This window comes from Actinophytocola sp., from assembly GCF_050699935.1.
GTDB lineage: Bacteria > Actinomycetota > Actinomycetes > Mycobacteriales > Pseudonocardiaceae > Actinophytocola.
Genome location: NZ_JBOHGB010000153.1, coordinates 1 through 17,009 on the forward strand (window position 1 = coordinate 1; position 17,009 = coordinate 17,009).

Sequence of the window (17,009 nt, forward strand, 5' to 3'; positions counted from 1 at the left end):
GCCTCGCGCAGCGCGGCGGCGGCCGCCTCACCCCGCTCCGCGCTCCGCGAGCCCAGCACGACGTCGATGCCCGCCCGTGCCCAACGCAGGGCCAGGCCCTTGCCCTGCGGGCCGGTGCCACCGAACACGCCCACGGTCAGCTTTGTCACGTCGGTCAAGAAGTCCTCCTCGCCAGGGGTCAGGCGCGCTCGAAGGTCACCTTCCGCTCCCGCGCGTCGGCCTTCGCTAGCCGCACCCGAACCGTCTCACCTTCGGGAAGATTCTCCCCGGAGCACTTGGCGATGACTGGTGGGTCTGTGAGGAACACCTCGGCCGTCCCACCCTCCGAGCGCAGCACGATCGCGTCGAACTCGTGGCCGATCCGGCTGCCGAGCACCCAGGCCTCGACCTGGTCGAGGCATGCCTTGTCGACCCTGCCGGCGAGCGCGTCGGAGCCCTCCATCAGCTTCGGCAGGTCGGGTAAGGCCTCGCGGACCCAGTCCGGCACGGGCTCGCCGGCGTGCAGCGCGAGGCAGATCTCGGTGCCGAACCGGTCGACGAGCCGGCGCAGCGGCGCGGTGACGTGCGCGTAGGACGTGGCGAGCCCGGCGTGCGTGGCGAGCTCGGGCGCGGTGCCGTCGAACACCGTGTACGCGGCGCCGCGCAGCAGCCGGGTGGCGTCCAGGTAGAGCGCGAGCGCCTCCGGCTGGCCGGGGTCGAGACCGGCGAGCAGCTCGGCCGGGTCCGTGCCCTTCGGCCAGGCGATGCCGAGCGAGCGGGCCGAGCGGCGCAGCCACCGGACCGCGCCGTTCTGCGCGGCGGGCAGCGTGCGCAGGACTCCGATGCCGGCCTCGAGCATGATGTCGGCCGCCGCCATGCCGGTCAGCAGCGAGATCTCCGCGTTCCACGCGTCGACCTCGGTGTGCGGGCGCAACACCAGCTGCCAGCCGCCCCGCCCGTCGGGCTCGACCTCCTGGTCGGGCAGCCGCAGCTCGACCGCACCGCGCCGGACCGCCCGCTCGCGGCGCAGCCGACCGAACGCGGGCAGCCCGGCCAGCGAGGGGTGCGGGTCGCCGGCGTCGATCGCGGCCTGCACGGTGTCGTAGTCGAACCGGGAGACCGAGCGGACCAGCGCACGCCGCACCAGCACACCGGTGAGCGCGCCGTCGGCGTCGCAGTCGAGCGTCCACAGCACGGCCGGGCAGACCTGGTCGGGCAGCAGGCTCGCGGCGCCCTCGCTGAGCACGGTGGGGTGCAGCGGCACGTTGCCGTCGGGCAGGTACAAGGTCTGCCCGCGGCGGCGTACCTCCAGGTCGAGGGCACCGCCCGGGACCACGAACGCGCCGAGGTCGGCGATGGCGTACTCGACCCGGAACCCGCCGGCCCGGCGCTCGACGAGCATCGCCTGGTCGAGGTCCTTCGCGCCGGGTGGGTCGATGGTGACGAGGGGCAGGCGGGTGGCGTCCTCGCGACCGGCGGCGGAGATCCCGGCGGCGACCGCGCGCTCGGCCTCGGCCAGCACGACGGCGGGAAACTGTGCGGGCAGGCCGAACTCGTCGCGGATCCCGGCGAAGTCGACCCCGGTGCCATCGGTCCTGACCACCATGGCCCCGCACCTTAGCCGGACGCACTGACACGTGAGCGAGAGCGACGCAGCGTTCGCCGTCTGGACGGAGGACAAGCGCAGGCGCGCCAGCGCCGAGCATCACACGGAGGAAGACGGCGAACAGCGCAGAAGCGAAGCGAACCATCGGACACCGTGAGCGAGAGCGACGCAGCGTTCTGCGAGGACAATTCCCAACCTCGCCGGCGACGGCAACGCCGATGGTTGCGACCGACGCCGGCTCGTCGTGAATTGTCCTCGGTCTGGACGGAGGACAAGCGCAGGCGGGCCAGCGCCGAGCATCGCACGGAGGAAGACGGCGAGTAGCGCAGGAGCGAAGCGAACCATGGACACCGCGGGAACGGACGCGTGGCGGCCGCGGGGACACTAGCCTCCATCGGCGAGGGAGGTGGGCGATGAACCGGAACCGGCGTGACGACTGGCGCGTGCGGATGAAGCTGCGCGGCGGTCCGGTGTCGCACACGGTCGCGCGGATGGGCTGGCTGGTGTTCGCCGCGGTCGGCGCCGTCGCGATGATCGGCGTGGCGGCGCTGTACGCGGCGAACCCGGGCGAACGCGGTGCGGACAACTCCACGGCCGCCAATTTCGCGGCCGGGCTGATCGTGATGATGCCGATCGGCGCGCTGATCGGTGCGCTGCTGGGGCTGCCTGCCCAGTTCGCCGTGCGGACGTGGCTGCGCAACCCGAGCGTCGCCGAGCGTGAGGCGGCCCGCGAGGCCGAGGCCGCCCGCGCGAGGCAGCACATCCCCGTGCACGGCCTGCACACCTCCGGGCGCTGGGCCCGGTCGTACCGGACCTGCGCGCGATCGGTCGCCGCCTACCACTCGGTCGTCGCCACGCTGCCGGACGGCGCCGGGCGTGACTGGTTCGCGGGGATCGGCGAGACGCTGGACGACGACCTGTCCGAGGCGCTGCGGCTCGCCCGGCTCGGGGAGAGCCTCGCGCCGCCCGGTTCCGGCGAGCTCGGCGAGACCGCGTCGCAGGTCCTGGACCTGCTGCGGGTCGCCGAGAAGTCGTTTGCCGAGACCACCGAGCGCGCCGCCGCCATCGCGCTCGAGCTGCGCGAGGACTCCGACTTCGTCCGGGTGCGCGCCCAGCTCGACATGCTCGCCGAGCAGGCTCCGCACCTGCGCGGGTCGGACGTCGGCGAGTAGGTCGTGATGTTCGTGGCCGCATCGGGTCTCAGCTGCGGCGACCCCGGCGTCGGGCGCTGTGAGATGGTGGTCGCGTGACGTTGGAGGACCTCGTCCGGCTGCGCCGGGCCCGTGACCGGATGGACCGCGAGTACGCGAAGCCGCTCGACGTTCCGGAGCTGGCGCGCGTCGCCCTCATGTCACCGGGCCACTTCTCCCGCAGCTTTCGCGCTGCCTTCGGGGAGACGCCGTACAGCTACCTGATGACGCGCCGGATCGAGCGGGCCAAGGCGCTGCTGCGGCGGGGTGACCTGACGGTGACGGACGTCTGCTTCGCGGTCGGCTGTACGTCGCTGGGGTCGTTCAGCTCGCGGTTCACCGAGCTGGTCGGCGAGAGCCCGAGCGCGTACCGGGGCCGCAGCCATGACGAGGGCGCCGCCATCCCGGCCTGCGTCGCCAAGATCTACACGCGACCGATCAGGAACAGAGAAGCGAAGCCCACCTCCCGCCCGTAGCGTGATCGCATGGACATCGAGCTTTCACAGTGCTTCATCGCCGTGGACGACCACGACCGGGCCCTCGCCTTCTACCGGGACGTTCTCGGCCTGGAGGTGCGCAACGACGTCGGGTTCGAGGGGATGCGCTGGGTGACTGTCGGCGCGCCGTCGCAGCCGGACGTGAACCTCGTCCTCGAACCGCCCCTCGCGGACCCGAACGCCTCGCCCGCCGACAAGCAGGCCATGGCGGAGCTGCTGGCGAAGGGCCTGCTTCGCGGCGTCATCTTCAGCACCGACGACTGCGACGCCACCTTCGAGCGCATCCGGGCCGCGGGCGGCGATGTGCTGCAGGAGCCGATCGACCAGCCCTACGGCGTCCGCGACTGCGCCTTCCGCGATCCCTCCGGCAACATGCTGCGCTTCAACCAGCCTCGCAATCAGTGAGGACCAGTTAGGGCCAGTCAGGACCAGGGGCCCGGACCGCCCTGCGGGGCCGGGAATCCGCGTGGCGGCGTGTCCTCGTTCGCGTTGCGGTACTGGGACGGGAGCGGGTCCGGGTAGGACACCAGGACCTCGACCTCCTCGGGCTTGTCGAGCCGCCGGCCGGTGCGCTCCCGGTACACGAGCTCGCCGTCGGCGTCGATCTCCACCAGGTAGCCGACCTCGGCCAGCTGCTCCTCGTCGAGGTTCACCAGCCGCTCGCGCCGCGAGGGCACCACTCGGTACTCCGGCCACGTGAGGTGCCCGTAGGCCTGGTGGAACTCCGCGAGGATCTGCGTCATCGCCTGCTGCCACGGCAGCGGCATCGACTCGACCAGTGCCTGCGGCAGCACCACGTACCCCTCCGGCACGCCGGGATGGGGGCCCGCGGACAGGTAGTCGTGTACCGGGGTGGCGGACGCGGGTCGGCCAACCGGCGGCGGGTACATGGTCATCGCGATCCCCAAGATCTACACGCCCGGCCGCACGGCCTGGGGCACCAACTCGTTCTCCGTGAAGCTCACCGGCCGGACGTGCACGGGCACCCCCGTCTGCTGGGCCTCCACGATCTTGCCGTCCCCGAGGTACATGGCAACGTGGTGGATGGTGGCCGGATTGCTCGGGTCGTAGGCCCAGAACAGCAGGTCACCGGGCTGCGCTTGCTCCACGGGGAGCAGCGCGCCGGCCTGGAACTGCTGGCGAGAAACCCTCGGGAGAGTGACACCGGCCTCGCGGTAGGCCTGCAACATCAGGCTGGAGCAGTCGAAGGAGTCCTGGTGCGTGGTGAGCGCGCCCCACTGGTACGGCTTGCCCTGCTGACCCAGCGCCCACTTGATCGCGTTGCCGGCCTGCTTGGTCGGCGCCGGCAGCAGCCGGCCGGTGCCCTCGCCGCACCCGGTCGGGTCGGCCACCAGGCCGACGTTGCCGATCAGGTGCGCGGCCATCGGTTCCCACTGGTGGTACCGGTCCGGGAACGCGGACCGCTCGACGTCCTGGGCGGACTCGCCGGGCCGCTGCTCGGCCCAGTTCGGCACCTCGATCAGCACGTCGTAGAACTTGTTGATCGCGTACTCGGCGTTGGTCACCTGCTCGGGCGTGCCCCAGCCCATCGACGGGCGCATCTGGAAGATACCCAGCGAGTCGCGGTCGCCGTAGGCCAGGCTGCGCAGGCCGGACTCGGTCATGCCGGCCTGGATGGCCACCTGCCAGGCGCGCGGCGGCATCTTCCGCTTCTTGCCGATCGCGATGATCTTCGCGACAGTCTCGCGCTGCTCGTCGGTGAGCTGGGCCGCGGCGGCCGCGCCGCTGCCGGCCGGGCCGCTCGTGATCGGGCCCAGCATCGCGTTGCACGACTGGTTCGCCCGGCGCGCCCGGTCGGCCGCCTGCTCCTCGTTGACGACCATGGTCACCGCGCTGACGCCGACGACCGCGACGGTCACCACCGCCACCAGGCCGCCGACCAGGAACCCCGCCTTCATCACGCCACCTGCTCGTAGAACGCCACTCGCCAGCCCTGCGGGGTGTCGATCACCGTGACCGCGATGGTGCCGCCGTCCGTCGGCACGTTCGCCGTCACCGAGCTGGTGTACGACTCCTTCGGCACGGGCGGCCCGGTGACCTTGGTGGCCGGGATGTTCTCCGGGTCCACGGTGGCCATCTCCACCAGGTACTCCTCGGTGGTGTACGGGCGCAGCCCGTCGAGCCACGTCTCGGTCGTCGTGCCCTTCGGGTGGTGCACCCACGCCTTGCCCCACGACTCGGCCACCTTGAGCGCCTCGTCCGCGGGCGGCGCGGACGTCGGTCGCTGCGGCGGCGAGGGCAGCCGGGTGGGCAGGTCGCTGGTGGCTTCTCCGGTCTGGCCTGGCGCGAGGCCGCCGCTGCTCGTGCCGGGCTCGGCGCCGCCAGTGTCACCGGCCGCGTCGGAGGTGCTGCCGGTGGTCTCGGCCGCGGCGCCGGAGCCACCGTCGCCGGAGCCGGCTAGCCGCGGGACGACCAGGCCGACCGTGAGCACGACCGCGACGACCACGAGGACGACCCCCACGAGGTGCGCGGGCGAGCGCATCGGCCAGCCCCAGAGCTTGCGGTACACCGCGGCGCGGCCGCGGTTGGTGCGGATCGGCATGTCACCTCACCACCGCGTCCGTGTCGCGCGGCCCGTCGCGCAGCGGCATCTGGCGGGGCGTCTGGCGCGGTGCCCGGCGCGGCACCTGCTCGCGTACCTCGAGCCCGCGCGACGGCCGGTACACCACGTGCACCGGGCGGCCGGCGATCATCTCCACGTCGGCCGGGCGCGGGCTGGGCGGGCGCGGCGCGGCCGCGGCGCTCTCGAACCGTCCGGCCGCCTCGCCCCGGCGGGTGCCGACCCGGGACGGGATCACGACGGCGTCCTCGCCCCAGTCCAGGTTGCGGTCGGTGACCGGCGCGGTGTCCACGAGGCGGCTCGAGTGGCGGGGCAGCGCCTCCGCCGGACCCCGCCGGCCGGGCACGCCGGTCGGCAGCAGCGCCGGGTTGACGTCCGCACCCTGGATCGCGGACCGCCCGCCCGGGAGGTTGCGCCGGGTGTCGAGCCGCTCGGCGGTCGCGGTGACCGGGCCGGTCGCCTCCGGCCGCGGCCGGCGCATGCGTCCGCCCGTGGTGGCCACGGTGTCGCCGGCCAGCTCCTCGTCGCGCAGCTGGTCCCAGAACTCGTCCTGCGGACCGCGCTGGGCCGGCGTGCCCTTGCGGCGCCGGAACCGGGAGAACAGGCCGCCCCTGGTGGGCATCGAGGCGCCGGCCGCGCCGACGGACAGCTCCACCATCTGCCACATCCGCCGCAGCGGCCGGCCGACCATCAGGAACACCAGCGTGACGATGCCGGCCAGCAGCATCTGGGTGAGCATCGACAGCTGCACGTCCGGGCCGAAGATCATCTGCAGGAACCGGAAGTGGATGCCCGCGAGCACGGCCAGGATCAGCACGTTCAGCACGACCGCGCCGACCGCCCGGCCGACCTTGCGCAGGATGTCGTGGTGGACCAGCGCCACGAGCCCGATCACCGGTGCGGCGAGCGTGAAGATCCGCAGCAGGAGCTGGGCCAGCAGCACCGCCAGCTTGGCGAGGAACTGGAAGAGCGAGTACACGATCCCCTGGAACACGCCCAGGAACCCGGCGCCCGTGCGGCTGCCCTCGGTGCCGGTGAAGTAGCCCTGGGCGGCACCGAGCTCGTTGTAGATCCGCTGGTACTCCGCGCGCTTGTCCGCCTCGAGCTGGTCGTTCGCGTCGCGCCCGGACACCAGGTCGTCGCGGGTCCAGGCCTGCGCGGCCAGCAGCGGGCGGCCGAACTCCAGCGCCTTGGGGTCGTCGGGCTTGCCGAACTCGCCCCGCAGCCAGTTCTCGTAGACCACGCGGGTGTGCAGCTCGTTGGGCAGCACGTGCTGCTGCACGTCGTCCCGGTTGGGATCCTCGAACCCGTTCTGGATGCCGGTGGTGGTATCCACGATCAGCCGGTCGACCGCGTCGTAGTTGTTGACCAGGACCAGGGTCGAGGCCGCGAGCCACATCCCGCCGAGCGCCCACAGGGTGCGCTTGCTGACCGATGCCAGGTCACCGCGCCAGATCTGGCGGAACATGGCGACCGCGAGGATGAGCATGAAGATGCTGAACAGCTGCACGAAGACGTTGTCGAACACGGCGGCCGCGGCGTCGCCGATCTGGTCGTTCAGCCCGCCGAGCACGCCGCCCTGGTAGAGCGTGTAGTGCAGCGAGTTGGTGGCGGCGACGATGTTCTTGCCGACGTTGAACAGCTCGTTGCCGGCCCACGTGTCGATCGTGACGCTCGGGTTGGCCAGCGACAGCGGCTCGTTGCAGTTCGGGTCGTAGACGTGCCAGATCATGCCCGCGTAGCCGTGGTCGCGGTACGGGCTGTTCGGGAACTTCGCGTCGGTGTAGGGAACCCCGCTGCCCTCGCCGCCGCGCAGGCCGTTGCCCTGCGGCGGGTCGATCGCCCCGGCCATGCCGGCACCGGGGCGCTCGGGGAACGGCGCGCAGCTGGTGTCCTCGGCCGGCTGGGCCATCGCCGGCGAGCCGAGGATCGTGCTCAGGCCGAGCAGGCCGGACACCAGGAGCAGGGCGGCCCCTCTGCCGGAACGGACCCGGGTGGCGGAATGTCCGCGTCGCCGCCGCGCCACGATGATCAGCACGGCGGCCACCACCACCAGGATCGTGATCATGCCGCGTCCACTCGTCCCGGTTTCCCTGCCTTGGCCTTGCCCCCGTCCGGGCTGGTGCCGCCACCCGAGCCGTTGCCCCGCTGGTCGACGGGATGCGACCCGCCGCCGGCCTTGCCGTCGGGTGACGCCTCGGGGCTCGCTTCCCGGTCGGCGGGCTCCACCTCGTCGGCGGGCGCGTCGGTGGCCTTGTCGGATGCCTTGTCGGCGGGCTTGTCGGTGGGGAGGTCGCCGTCGGTGAGGCCCAGCTCGAACTCGGCGGCGATGTCGAACTCGTCCCGCTCCTCGTCGGCGTAGTCGGCCTCGGCGCTGCCGTCGCGCGGGGGCTCGGGGTCCTCGTCGTCGGGCAGGGACGGCGCGTGCTGGTCCGAGGCGGCCACGGCGCCGGCGGTCCCGTCGCGCAGCGCGTCCGGCGTGGTGTCCAGCGACAAGCGCAGGTGATCGAGGTGTGGCCCGGACAGGTCGATCCGGATGCGCTCCACGCCGCCCGCGCCGTCGCCGAAGATGAACTGGCGCGGCGAGGTGTCGCGCATCGTGTCGCGGTGCGCGCCCGGCCGCCGGCCGAGGCTCGCGATCACCTGCTCGTAGCCGGCGCCGACCGGAACCTTCAGCAGCCGCAAGGCGTCCGCCTGCGCGGACTCGTCGTCCAGCCGGCCGACGAACACCGAGTCGAGCAGCGTCACGAAGCCCTGGATGCGCAGGAAATCCGCCGGGATCTGCGAGCTGAGCAGGACCCGGACGTTCCACTTGCGGGAGTCGCGGGCGAACCGGTTCATCAGCACGCGGCCGGTCGGCACCTCGGACAGGAAGAAGGCCTCGTCGATCCAGACGCCCTTGCGCAGGTCCTTCGGCCGCTCGTAGATCGAGCGCTGGGTGAGCCACGCGGCGAGGTTCAGCATCTCCACGCCGAGCGCCTCGGCGTCGGTCCAGTGCTCGCGGCCCACGCCGTCCTTGGGCAGCGTCAGGCCCGCCATGGTGAGCACGGTCAGCCGGTCGTCGCGTTGGTCGTGGTACGGGTCGGCGTTCTCCTCGGGGATGAGCAGCTGCATGCGCTCACGCATCTCGTCGAGGAAGTCGGCGACCACGACGGCGTGCTCGTGGTGCTCGCTCGCGTCCCGGCGCAGCGCCTCGAACACCAGGCTCGGGTCCGCGTCCTGCCGACCGCCGACCATCCGCACCGCGCGCAGCAGCACGATCCGGGTCTGCGGCATGCGGGCCACGTCGTAGGGCAGCAGACCGCTCAGCACGTCGAGCACGAGCCGGCGCCGGGTGGCCGCGGCGAGCGCCTTCTCCCGCCGCCACGCGCGCTCCGGGTCCTCCTCGTCGTGGAAGTGCTCGAACTGCGGCTCGGCCACCACGCGGTACGGGTTGAGGATGCCCGGCTCGGCGTTGAGCAGGTTGATCGGCCGCGCGTACGGGCGCAGCTCGGGCATGTCGCACAGCTTCGACAGCGGACCCGACGGGTCGAGCACGGTCCAGTGCGCACCAGCCCGCAGCGTCTTGTAGACGACGCCGCCGCCGAGGAAGGAGTTGTGCGTCGGGACGCACGTCGTCCCGGCGAGATACATGTGGTCGGCGTTGTCCACCTGGACGCACCGCACTGGAACGGACATCACCGGCACGACATCGGTGACATAGCGGTAGTGGTTCGTCTGTCGGACATTCGTGTTGAGACGCGACAGCTTCCGGGACAGCCGGAACACCTTGTCCGATGTGGCGAACGAGATGATGTATGCGGTCGATGTGTGCGGATGCCGTCCCCTTACCGGCTTCGTGCGCATCCGAGCCTGGTAGCCGAGACTCAACACCAGTTCGAAGAAGTCGCGGGCCAACCGCTCGTTCGTCACGGAGAACTGGATTCCGCCCGTCGACCTGCAGTAGCCATCCGTATCGAGCAGACCGGCGAGCAGGGCACGACGCTGTCCCTCGGATGCGCGCAGGTAGCTCGCTGGGATGTGCTTGTTCCCCAGCAGGCCGAGCTGCCGCAGACGTGTCCGAACCGTGCCCGGCAGGCTGTAGTCGCGCTGGGACGGCCGATACCCGCACTCTTGTCCGGTGGCCTCGATCTCGTCGATGATCTCGCGGTCGAAGACCGTGATGGCAGCCCGACAGGAGGTTCCGTCGCCGAGCCACACCCCCAACAGGTAAGGCTCGATGAGCAGGTCGGCGTCCGGCAGGTCGAACGCCGACGCGATCGGGACCGCGTGGTTGTTCTGTTGGCCGGACCGCAGTGACTCGGCAAGTTCAGCGGTCGTACGAACCGCGGGACGCTGACTGAGTTCCAGCGAGATCTCACCACGACGCCAGTGGCCCCTGACGAAGCGCGAGTAGTAGAACCTGCCGTCACTGCGTGCGGCCGGCGTACGCCGGTAGGTCCACCTGGTCGTCGGCTGGCCACAACCACAAGCGCAACTGCCCGCGGGTGGCTCCGGGCTCGGCACGGTGGCCGCGGCCCGCCGGGCTCGTTCCGCAAGGCGATCTTGCGCCTTCCAGTCCTTCCTCGTCCGAGTCAGCCACTGATGCTGCGCATCCGCGCGAATCACCGACCCATCGGAGAACGTCACGTCGTAACACGGACGATCGAACATGACGTCGGTGGCCGCGATCACGCGAGTCGGTTTGCCGTCCATTCCCAGCAGCTGGTCGCCGACCTCGACCTCGCCCATCGTGGTCCAACCGGTCGGTGTGGGCAGCGGAGTGTCCAGGGCGAGCGCCTTTCCCCCACCCAAACCGGCGACGATCGAGGTCAGGCCGGAGCCGTCGCGGATCTCCTGGGCCATCCACGGGTCCCAGGCCACCGGCCGGCGGGTCGCCGTGCAGGTCTCGCCGAGCAGGATGCCGCGCCGGTCGCCGACCTCCGCGGTGGCGGTCGGCACGGCAGCCGCGGCCCACACGACCGAGCCGCGGCGCAGGTACGCCGACGAGGACAGCGCCTCGCCCGGGATGAACTCGCGGGCCAGCCCGTACTGCGCCTCCGGGTGCTCGATGGCGACCTTCGGCTTGTACAGCTCCAGCAGCTGCTGGGCCAGCCGCAGCGCGTCGCGCTCGGTCTCCCCGGACACCGCGAGGCGCCACCACGAGCGCACGCGGGTGGCGAGCGCGGTGAAGCCCGAGGTCATCTCGTCGTCGATCTCCAGCACCCGTGAGGCCTGCCGGGCCAGCGACTGCGGCGGCTCCAGCTCGTGCTCGTCGGTGTAGTGGCGCACCTGCGAGCGGACCTTGTTCATCTGCCGCGACAGCTCGCCCTGGACCTCCTCCGGGCGGCGCACGTAGAGCCGCGCGGACCACTCCACGGACGCGGCGAGCCGGTCGGAGTGCTGCACCCACGGGTCGTCGATCTCGGGGATCTGCAGGCCGTGCATCTGGCCGACGGTCAGCACGGCGACGTGCCGCGTCATGCCGGCGTTGGAACCGGTCCGCCCGCGCACGGTGACGGTCGGGGCGTACGGCTCCTGGTGGAAGTCCGCGGCGTCGGTGAACGACGCGAGGTCCTCCGGCTCCCACGCCGCGCCGGGCACGGCCGGCAGGTTGCGCGGCGCGGGCAGGCCCAGCGAGCACGAGCGGTGCATCAGCCAGGACACCTCCTCGGCCGTCACCGGCCGGCCCTCCAGGCCCGCGGAACCGATGACCTGGTCGAGGTGCTCGACCTCGGAGTCGAGCGCGAGCAGCTCGGCGTCCACGGCGGTCGGGAAGATCCGGCGCAGCAGTGGGGCGGCGCGCTCGACGGCCCGGTCGACCATGTTGCGGGTCTGCACCTGGATGCCGAGGTAGACCTCCTTCTCCGCCATCGAGCGGCCCAGCAGCTGCTGCTGCTCGCCGATCAGGTAGTCGTCGAAGGACAGCGCGCCCTGGGCATCGGGCAGCCGGTTGACCGCGTTGTGCACGTGGGCCTCCGCCCACATGCGGATCGGGTACGGCCGGTTCGTGACCCGCAGGTGCAGCCAGCGGCCGGCCAGCTCGGCGTACTGCCCGGCGATGGCCGCGACGAGGTCCTGGCGCTGCGAGTCGGAGCGGAACGACCAGCGTTGCGGGGCCAGCCGATACCACGCGAACACGTCGTGTCCGTTACGCAGCAGGTGACCGTCGATGCTCCGGGCGGCGATGGTCGGCGTGTACGTGGGAATGGACTGCTCCCCTGGCAGACGTCGGTTGCGCTTTCCGTTGCGGCCGGGTGCGACCGCGGGCCGGTACTGGGCCGGATAGGTGCCGTCCCGCGAGATGATCTTGGCGGGTTGCTCCTCGGGCGCCTCCGGCGGGTGGGCCTCCGGGGCCGCGTGCCGGGGGCGGTACTCGGACCGGCCCTGCGGTAACGGTCCCGGCTGGGGGTGGCCGGGATGGTGCGCGGGGGGCTGCGCGGTCCGTTCAGGCCCGCGCTTTCGACGTCCGAACACCGCGAACCTCCTTCCTCCGCGCTGACTTGCGCCTGCGTGCCCGCCCGCGTCGCCCCGCGTCCGGCCGGGCGGCGGCGGTCCGGGCCGAGCGCTTCACGCGGGGCCTGGGCCGGGGACGCTCGGTGCGCACCCGTACCCGGGTCGCGCTGACCGCGCCGCCCTCACCGGTGGTCACCTCGCGGGGGGCGGTGAGCTCGCGCACCCACATCGCGGTCACCGACGTCAGCGGCCGTTCATGGCTGATCCGCGAGCAGATGAGCCGGGTCAGCACGATGGTGATCACCACACCCCAGGCCACCGACCAGAACAGCGAGACGCCCATCCGCCGCTCGACGGTGAGCACCAGGAGGAAGACGACGACCCCGACACCCCACGCCACGTACCGGGCCCGCCACGGCATGGTGGCCTTGGGCGGACCCAGCCAGACCGCATCGACGCGGTACACCTCGTCGTCGGTACGAATGCGCACGCGATGCCCCTACTCGTGGCTCAGCCGGTGAACAGGCCGGCGATCCAGGTGCCGATGTTCTGTCCGGCGTCGGTCGTCACCGCGAGCCCGATGATCGCGAGCGCGACGATGACGCCACCCAGGCGGCGCATCACACCGGCGTTGTCCCCCTTGCCGCCGCCCAGCCAGAGCAGCAGGAGCGCGACGACCAGCAGCAGGAGCGGGATGATGTTGTTGAGGATCCAGTCGCGGACCCCTCCGGTGCCCAAGCTGCCGTCCTGGGCGAGTTGAAGAGTGGTCATGGCGATCATGTCGTACTCCCAAGTGCGCGGAGCGGGTTCTGTCGAGGGCACCCCGCGGCCGGACTTTCTTCTGCTGTTCCTACGGCTGGTTGTTCAACAATCAGTAGAGCACACGATGTGTAGTGGCAAGAACCCTCTAGGTGAGTTCACATCGCTTTCTGGCGCCTCCTCGACGGCGGACCGGGTGCCATCAGACCACACCCCACATCATGAATCGAACAAAGGAGATACCAAGCCGTTTTGCTCGATAGCCTGGTAGTTTCACTCGGATGCGGGCCGTTCATCACCGTAGGTGCGGGATGTCGTAAGTCAAGACGTGCCCACGGCCACTCATTCGGCCGACCTGCACGGAACGTGTCTGCTCCGTGACAACCTCGTGAATTCCCTTCCGCCGGACGGCACCGGCGTGCACCCACACGTCGTATCCGCCGCGTATCCGCTGCCCCGAACAGTCCAGCCGCCTGCCCCGGGCGGTCCACGCTCCGGCCGACGTGACCGCTGCGTTACCACCCGATGAGCCCAACGTGGGTCTGCCGCACCGAACGGCCGGGCACGCGCGGGCCCGGCGCGCACCCGGGAAATGGGCGGACGAGCCGGCATGTAAGCCGGATCCTGTCCCCGGCGCCCGCGTGGGACGCCGGTGGGCGGCCATCCATCTGGGCCTGCCGTCGCCGACAGGCTCTAGCGGCCTACCCGCAGGCTCGGGCGGGCAGCCCTCGAACGCCTGCGCAGGAGACCTACGATCTCCCTCTTGGCCTTGCTCCGGGTGGGGTTTACCGAGCCACCCCGGTCACCCGGGATGCTGGTGGTCTCTTACACCACCGTTTCACCCTTACCCGGCGTGGCCCGCCGGCACCGGAGGCGCCGGCGGTCGCACCGGGCGGTCTGTTTTCTGTGGCACTGTCCCGCGGGTCGCCCCGGGTTGCCGTTAGCAACCACCCTGCCCTACGGAGTCCGGACTTTCCTCGACGAGGTCTCCCCCGCCGCGACCGCCCGCCGACTCGTCCGCTCGTACAGGATCTCACGCCAGGTGGGAGGTGTCGTTCACCAGGCGGACCGAGGCGTTGCCGTCCGGGTAGAACTCCACGACCGACAGCGACGCCAGGTCCAGGTGCAGGCGGTAGAGCAGCGACGGGCCCGCGTCGAGCCCCATCCGCAGCAGCGACTTGATCGGCGTGACATGGCTGACCACGACCACCGTCCCGCCGCCTACGCGCTCGACCAGCTCGTCGCACACCCGGCGCACCCGGCGGTGGACCGCGTCGAAGCTCTCGCCGTCCGGGGCGGGCAGGGTCGGGTCCGCGAGCCAGCGGCCGTGCACCTCCGGGTCCCGCGCCGAGGCCTGGGCGAACGTCAGCCGCTCCCACGCACCGAAGTCCGTCTCCACCAGGCCGTCCTCGATGTCCACCGCGCTGCCCGCGACCTCGGCGATCGCCTCCGCGGTCTGCCGGGCGCGGCCCAGCGGGGAGGAGACCACCGCAGTGCCGGACTCGACCATGCTCCCGACCCGGCCGGCGACGGCCTTGGCCTGCCACTCCCCCAGCTCGGTCAGCGGCACGTCGCCGCGGCCGGAGTAGCGGCGCTCGATCGACAGCTCGGTCTGCCCGTGCCGGACCAGCAGCATCCGTGTCGGCGTCCCGGTCGCGCCGGTCCAGCGGGTCGGCGAGGCGGGCGCGTCAGCCCGCTGGACTTTTCCCGGTTTGCCCGCCTGGGCGTCCATTGCCTCGTTGGCAAGGCGATCGGCGTGCGTGTTGCGCGCCCGGGGGATCCACTCGTACCGAATCGTTGCAAAGCCGCGGGCGATGTCGTCCGCCTCGCGCGCGATCGCCTGCAGGGCCGCGTGCTTGATCTTCCATCGGCCGGTCATCTGCTCGACGACGAGTTTCGAGTCCATCCGCACGGTGACCTCGTCCGCGCCCAGCTCTGCGGCCGCGCGCAGCCCGGCCAGCATGCCCTGGTACTCGGCGATGTTGTTGGTCGCGACGCCGATGCCCTCGGCCCGCTCCACCAGCACCTCACCGGTGACGGCGTCCCGCACGACCGCGCCGTACCCGGCGGGCCCGGGGTTGCCGCGCGACCCGCCGTCAGCCTCGACGAAGACCTTCACCGCCGCACCGTCACAGGCCCGACTCCGGTGTCCGCACCATGATCGCCCCGCACTCCTCGCAGGTGAGGACCTCGTCGGCGGCCGCGCCGGCGATCCGGGAGATCGCGCTGCGGTCCAGCTCGATGCGGCACGCGCCGCAGCGCCGGGCCCGCAGCAGCGCCGCGCCGATGCCCTTGTTCCGCCGCACCCGCTCGTAGAGGCTGAGCAGCGCCTCCGGGAACTCGGGCACCAGCTTCACGCGGTCGGCCTCGCGCCGGGCCTGCGTGGTGTCGAGGTCGGCGAGCACCTGGTCCCGCCGCCGGTTCGCGTCCGCCAGCCCCTCCTCGACCTTGGCGACCTCGACCGCGGCGTGCTTGCTGTCCATCTCGAGCGCCTCGCGCCGCTCCATCAGCTCGAGCAGGTCTTCCTCCAGCGTGCTCTGCCGGCGCTCCAGGGTCGCGAGCTCGTGCTCGAGGTCGGTCAGCTGCTTGGCCGACACCGTCCCGCCGGCGAGCAGACCGCGGTCGCGATCCTCGCGAGCACGTACGGCGTCGACCTCCTTCTCCTGCCGGCGCACCTCCCGGTCCAGGTCGGCGAGCGTGGTGTCGCCGGCGACCTGGGCGTCTCGCTTCGCCCGCACCGTCTTCTCCGCCTCGGCGACCTCGGCGAGCTCGGGCAGCGTGCGGCGGCGGTGCTCGACCCGGGCCAGCTCGGCGTCCACATCGGCCAGCTCCAGGAGGCGGCGCTGCACAGTGGGATTGGCTTTCACCCTGAGAACCTCCACGGGTCGGTGCAACGGGTGGACACGCTGATGTCGACGGTACCGCCGAGCACGTCGCGCAGGATCGCCGCCGCCTGCTCGCACCACGGCCACTCGCTCGCCCAGTGCGAGACGTCCACGAGCGCGGGTGCGCCGGAGCCGGCCAGATGCTCGCTCGCGGGGTGATGGCGCAGGTCGGCGGTGACGAAGGCGTCCACGCCGGCCCGGCTCGCGGCGTCGAGGTAGCCGTCGCCGGCCCCACCCGAGACCGCGACCGTCCTGATCGGACGAGCCGGGTCGCCGGCCACCCGCACGCCGCCCGCGGTAGCCGGCAGCGCGCCGGCCACCCGCCGCACGAAGGTCTCCAGCGACTCGGCGGCGGGCAGCTCGGCGATCCGCCCGATACCGGTCCGGCCGTCCGGGTGGGGTGCGAGCGGGCCGACGACGGTGAGCCCGAGCGCCTCGGCGAGCGCGTCGGACACGCCGGGGTCGGCGGCGTCGGCGTTGGTGTGCGCGCAGAACAGGGCCGTGCCGCCGCGCACGAGCCGGTGCACGAGGCCGCCCTTCGGCGTGCTCGCCGGCACGCCGTGCACGCCGCGCAGCAGCAGCGGGTGGTGCGCGACGATCAGCTCGGCCGGCAGCTCCAGTGCCTCGTCCACAGTGGACTGCACGGGGTCGACGCAGACGAGGATGCGGCGCACCCGCTCGGCCGGGTCGCCGCACACGAGCCCGACCGCGTCCCACGACTCGGCGAGCGCGGGCGGGTACGCCGCCTCCAGCACCTCGACGACATCGGCGACCCTCGTCATACCGGCACGCTCATGTCAGGACCTCCGTGCTCAGCTCCGCCCGCAGCGCGTCGACGAGCCGCGCCGTGCGCGCGGGGTCGCGGACGGCCACCCGCAGGTGGTCCGCGGACAGCCCGGGGAACGTGTCGCCGCGCCGCACGGCGATCCCACGGCGGCGCAGGCCCGCACGCACCTGCTCGCCGTCGCGCACGCGCAGCAGCAGGAACGGGCCGGCGGCGGGCTGGTGGACCTCGACATCGGGCAGCGCGGCCAGCGCGGCGGCCAGGTGCGCGCGGTGCCGGGCGGTCTCCCGCGC

15 protein-coding genes, 1 other RNA gene and 1 pseudogene are annotated in these 17,009 nt (G+C 72.1%); 3 read left to right on the forward strand and 14 right to left on the reverse strand.

The annotated features are described in order from the left end of the window. Together ACRDTB_RS31785 and ACRDTB_RS31790 are read right to left on the reverse strand one after the other, a co-directional pair. Positions 1-149 (reverse strand): NAD(P)-binding domain-containing protein (locus tag ACRDTB_RS31785; protein WP_431435903.1); only part of this gene is annotated, 149 nt, incomplete at its 3' end. A 29-nt stretch (positions 150-178) separates the two neighbouring features. Next, positions 179-1,585, reverse strand: a complete 1,407-nt coding sequence (locus ACRDTB_RS31790) for an RNB domain-containing ribonuclease (RefSeq protein ID WP_431435892.1) — start codon at positions 1,583-1,585, stop codon at positions 179-181. Between the two features lie 413 nt (positions 1,586-1,998). Here ACRDTB_RS31790 and ACRDTB_RS31795 point away from each other — a divergent pair, with 413 nt between their 5' ends. From ACRDTB_RS31795 to ACRDTB_RS31805, 3 genes are all read left to right on the forward strand, one after another. Continuing rightward, complete coding sequence (locus ACRDTB_RS31795; protein WP_431435893.1) at positions 1,999-2,757, forward strand: hypothetical protein; 759 nt, start codon at positions 1,999-2,001, stop codon at positions 2,755-2,757. A 119-nt stretch (positions 2,758-2,876) separates the two neighbouring features. Then, the gene (locus ACRDTB_RS31800) at positions 2,877-3,251 is read left to right on the forward strand and encodes a helix-turn-helix transcriptional regulator (protein WP_431435904.1); all 375 of its coding nucleotides are present in this window, start codon (positions 2,877-2,879) and stop codon (positions 3,249-3,251) included. A 9-nt stretch (positions 3,252-3,260) separates the two neighbouring features. Continuing rightward, positions 3,261-3,677: a VOC family protein gene (locus ACRDTB_RS31805; protein ID WP_431435894.1), complete on the forward strand. Its 417-nt coding sequence runs from the start codon at positions 3,261-3,263 to the stop codon at positions 3,675-3,677. 17 nt (positions 3,678-3,694) lie between these two features. Here ACRDTB_RS31805 and ACRDTB_RS31810 read toward each other — a convergent pair whose 3' ends face one another. The 12 genes and pseudogenes from ACRDTB_RS31810 to ACRDTB_RS31865 all read right to left on the reverse strand — a co-directional run. Next, positions 3,695-4,168 (reverse strand): hypothetical protein, encoded by a 474-nt coding sequence (locus ACRDTB_RS31810; RefSeq protein ID WP_431435895.1) that lies wholly within the window; start codon positions 4,166-4,168, stop codon positions 3,695-3,697. Between the two features lie 15 nt (positions 4,169-4,183). Continuing rightward, a complete protein-coding gene (locus tag ACRDTB_RS31815) occupies positions 4,184-5,191 on the reverse strand; it encodes a C40 family peptidase (protein WP_431435896.1) in 1,008 nt (335 codons plus the stop codon). Beyond that, positions 5,191-5,835 carry a hypothetical protein gene (locus ACRDTB_RS31820; RefSeq protein WP_431435897.1) on the reverse strand — a complete coding sequence of 215 codons (645 nt, stop codon included), beginning with the start codon at positions 5,833-5,835 and terminating at the stop codon, positions 5,191-5,193. The genes ACRDTB_RS31815 and ACRDTB_RS31820 overlap by 1 nt, the downstream gene beginning before the upstream one ends. A gap of 1 nt (position 5,836) precedes the next feature. After that, positions 5,837-7,921, reverse strand: coding sequence for a magnesium transporter (locus ACRDTB_RS31825; RefSeq protein WP_431435898.1), 2,085 nt, complete (start codon positions 7,919-7,921; stop codon positions 5,837-5,839). After that, a complete protein-coding gene (locus tag ACRDTB_RS31830) occupies positions 7,918-11,973 on the reverse strand; it encodes an ATP-binding protein (protein ID WP_431435905.1) in 4,056 nt (1,351 codons plus the stop codon). The genes ACRDTB_RS31825 and ACRDTB_RS31830 overlap by 4 nt, the downstream gene beginning before the upstream one ends. A gap of 307 nt (positions 11,974-12,280) precedes the next feature. Further along, positions 12,281-12,778: a hypothetical protein gene (locus tag ACRDTB_RS31835; protein WP_431435899.1), complete on the reverse strand. Its 498-nt coding sequence runs from the start codon at positions 12,776-12,778 to the stop codon at positions 12,281-12,283. Positions 12,779-12,798: 20 nt separating this feature from the next. After that, a complete protein-coding gene (locus tag ACRDTB_RS31840) occupies positions 12,799-13,068 on the reverse strand; it encodes a hypothetical protein (RefSeq protein WP_331979885.1) in 270 nt (89 codons plus the stop codon). Positions 13,069-13,644: 576 nt separating this feature from the next. Continuing rightward, positions 13,645-14,063: RNase P RNA component class A (rnpB, locus tag ACRDTB_RS31845), an RNA gene on the reverse strand. A gap of 17 nt (positions 14,064-14,080) precedes the next feature. Next, entirely contained in the window at positions 14,081-15,166 is a 1,086-nt protein-coding gene (locus ACRDTB_RS31850) for a bifunctional RNase H/acid phosphatase (protein ID WP_431435900.1), read from the reverse strand. Between the two features lie 10 nt (positions 15,167-15,176). Next, on the reverse strand, positions 15,177-15,914 hold the full coding sequence (locus ACRDTB_RS31855; protein WP_431435901.1) for a zinc ribbon domain-containing protein: 738 nt from the start codon (positions 15,912-15,914) through the stop codon (positions 15,177-15,179). Beyond that, the gene (locus tag ACRDTB_RS31860; RefSeq protein ID WP_431435902.1) at positions 15,911-16,714 is read right to left on the reverse strand and encodes a Nif3-like dinuclear metal center hexameric protein; all 804 of its coding nucleotides are present in this window, start codon (positions 16,712-16,714) and stop codon (positions 15,911-15,913) included. Before ACRDTB_RS31860 ends, ACRDTB_RS31855 begins: the two co-directional genes overlap by 4 nt. Before the next feature lie 10 nt (positions 16,715-16,724). Further along, positions 16,725-17,009: pseudogene (locus ACRDTB_RS31865) on the reverse strand (Rv2231c family pyridoxal phosphate-dependent protein CobC); the annotation flags it as partial.

What these genes read in the sequence shown, in the direction of transcription:
- ACRDTB_RS31790 (WP_431435892.1), bottom strand. Translation starts at nt 1,585, where the DNA reads ATGGTGGTCAGGACCGATGGCACCGGGGTCGACTTCGCCGGGATCCGC.
- ACRDTB_RS31795 (WP_431435893.1), top strand. Translation starts at nt 1,999, where the DNA reads ATGAACCGGAACCGGCGTGACGACTGGCGCGTGCGGATGAAGCTGCGC.
- ACRDTB_RS31800 (WP_431435904.1), top strand. Translation starts at nt 2,877, where the DNA reads ATGGACCGCGAGTACGCGAAGCCGCTCGACGTTCCGGAGCTGGCGCGC.
- ACRDTB_RS31805 (WP_431435894.1), top strand. Translation starts at nt 3,261, where the DNA reads ATGGACATCGAGCTTTCACAGTGCTTCATCGCCGTGGACGACCACGAC.
- ACRDTB_RS31810 (WP_431435895.1), bottom strand. Translation starts at nt 4,168, where the DNA reads ATGACCATGTACCCGCCGCCGGTTGGCCGACCCGCGTCCGCCACCCCG.
- ACRDTB_RS31815 (WP_431435896.1), bottom strand. Translation starts at nt 5,191, where the DNA reads ATGAAGGCGGGGTTCCTGGTCGGCGGCCTGGTGGCGGTGGTGACCGTC.
- ACRDTB_RS31820 (WP_431435897.1), bottom strand. Translation starts at nt 5,835, where the DNA reads ATGCCGATCCGCACCAACCGCGGCCGCGCCGCGGTGTACCGCAAGCTC.
- ACRDTB_RS31825 (WP_431435898.1), bottom strand. Translation starts at nt 7,921, where the DNA reads ATGATCACGATCCTGGTGGTGGTGGCCGCCGTGCTGATCATCGTGGCG.
- ACRDTB_RS31840 (WP_331979885.1), bottom strand. Translation starts at nt 13,068, where the DNA reads ATGATCGCCATGACCACTCTTCAACTCGCCCAGGACGGCAGCTTGGGC.
- ACRDTB_RS31860 (WP_431435902.1), bottom strand. Translation starts at nt 16,714, where the DNA reads ATGACGAGGGTCGCCGATGTCGTCGAGGTGCTGGAGGCGGCGTACCCG.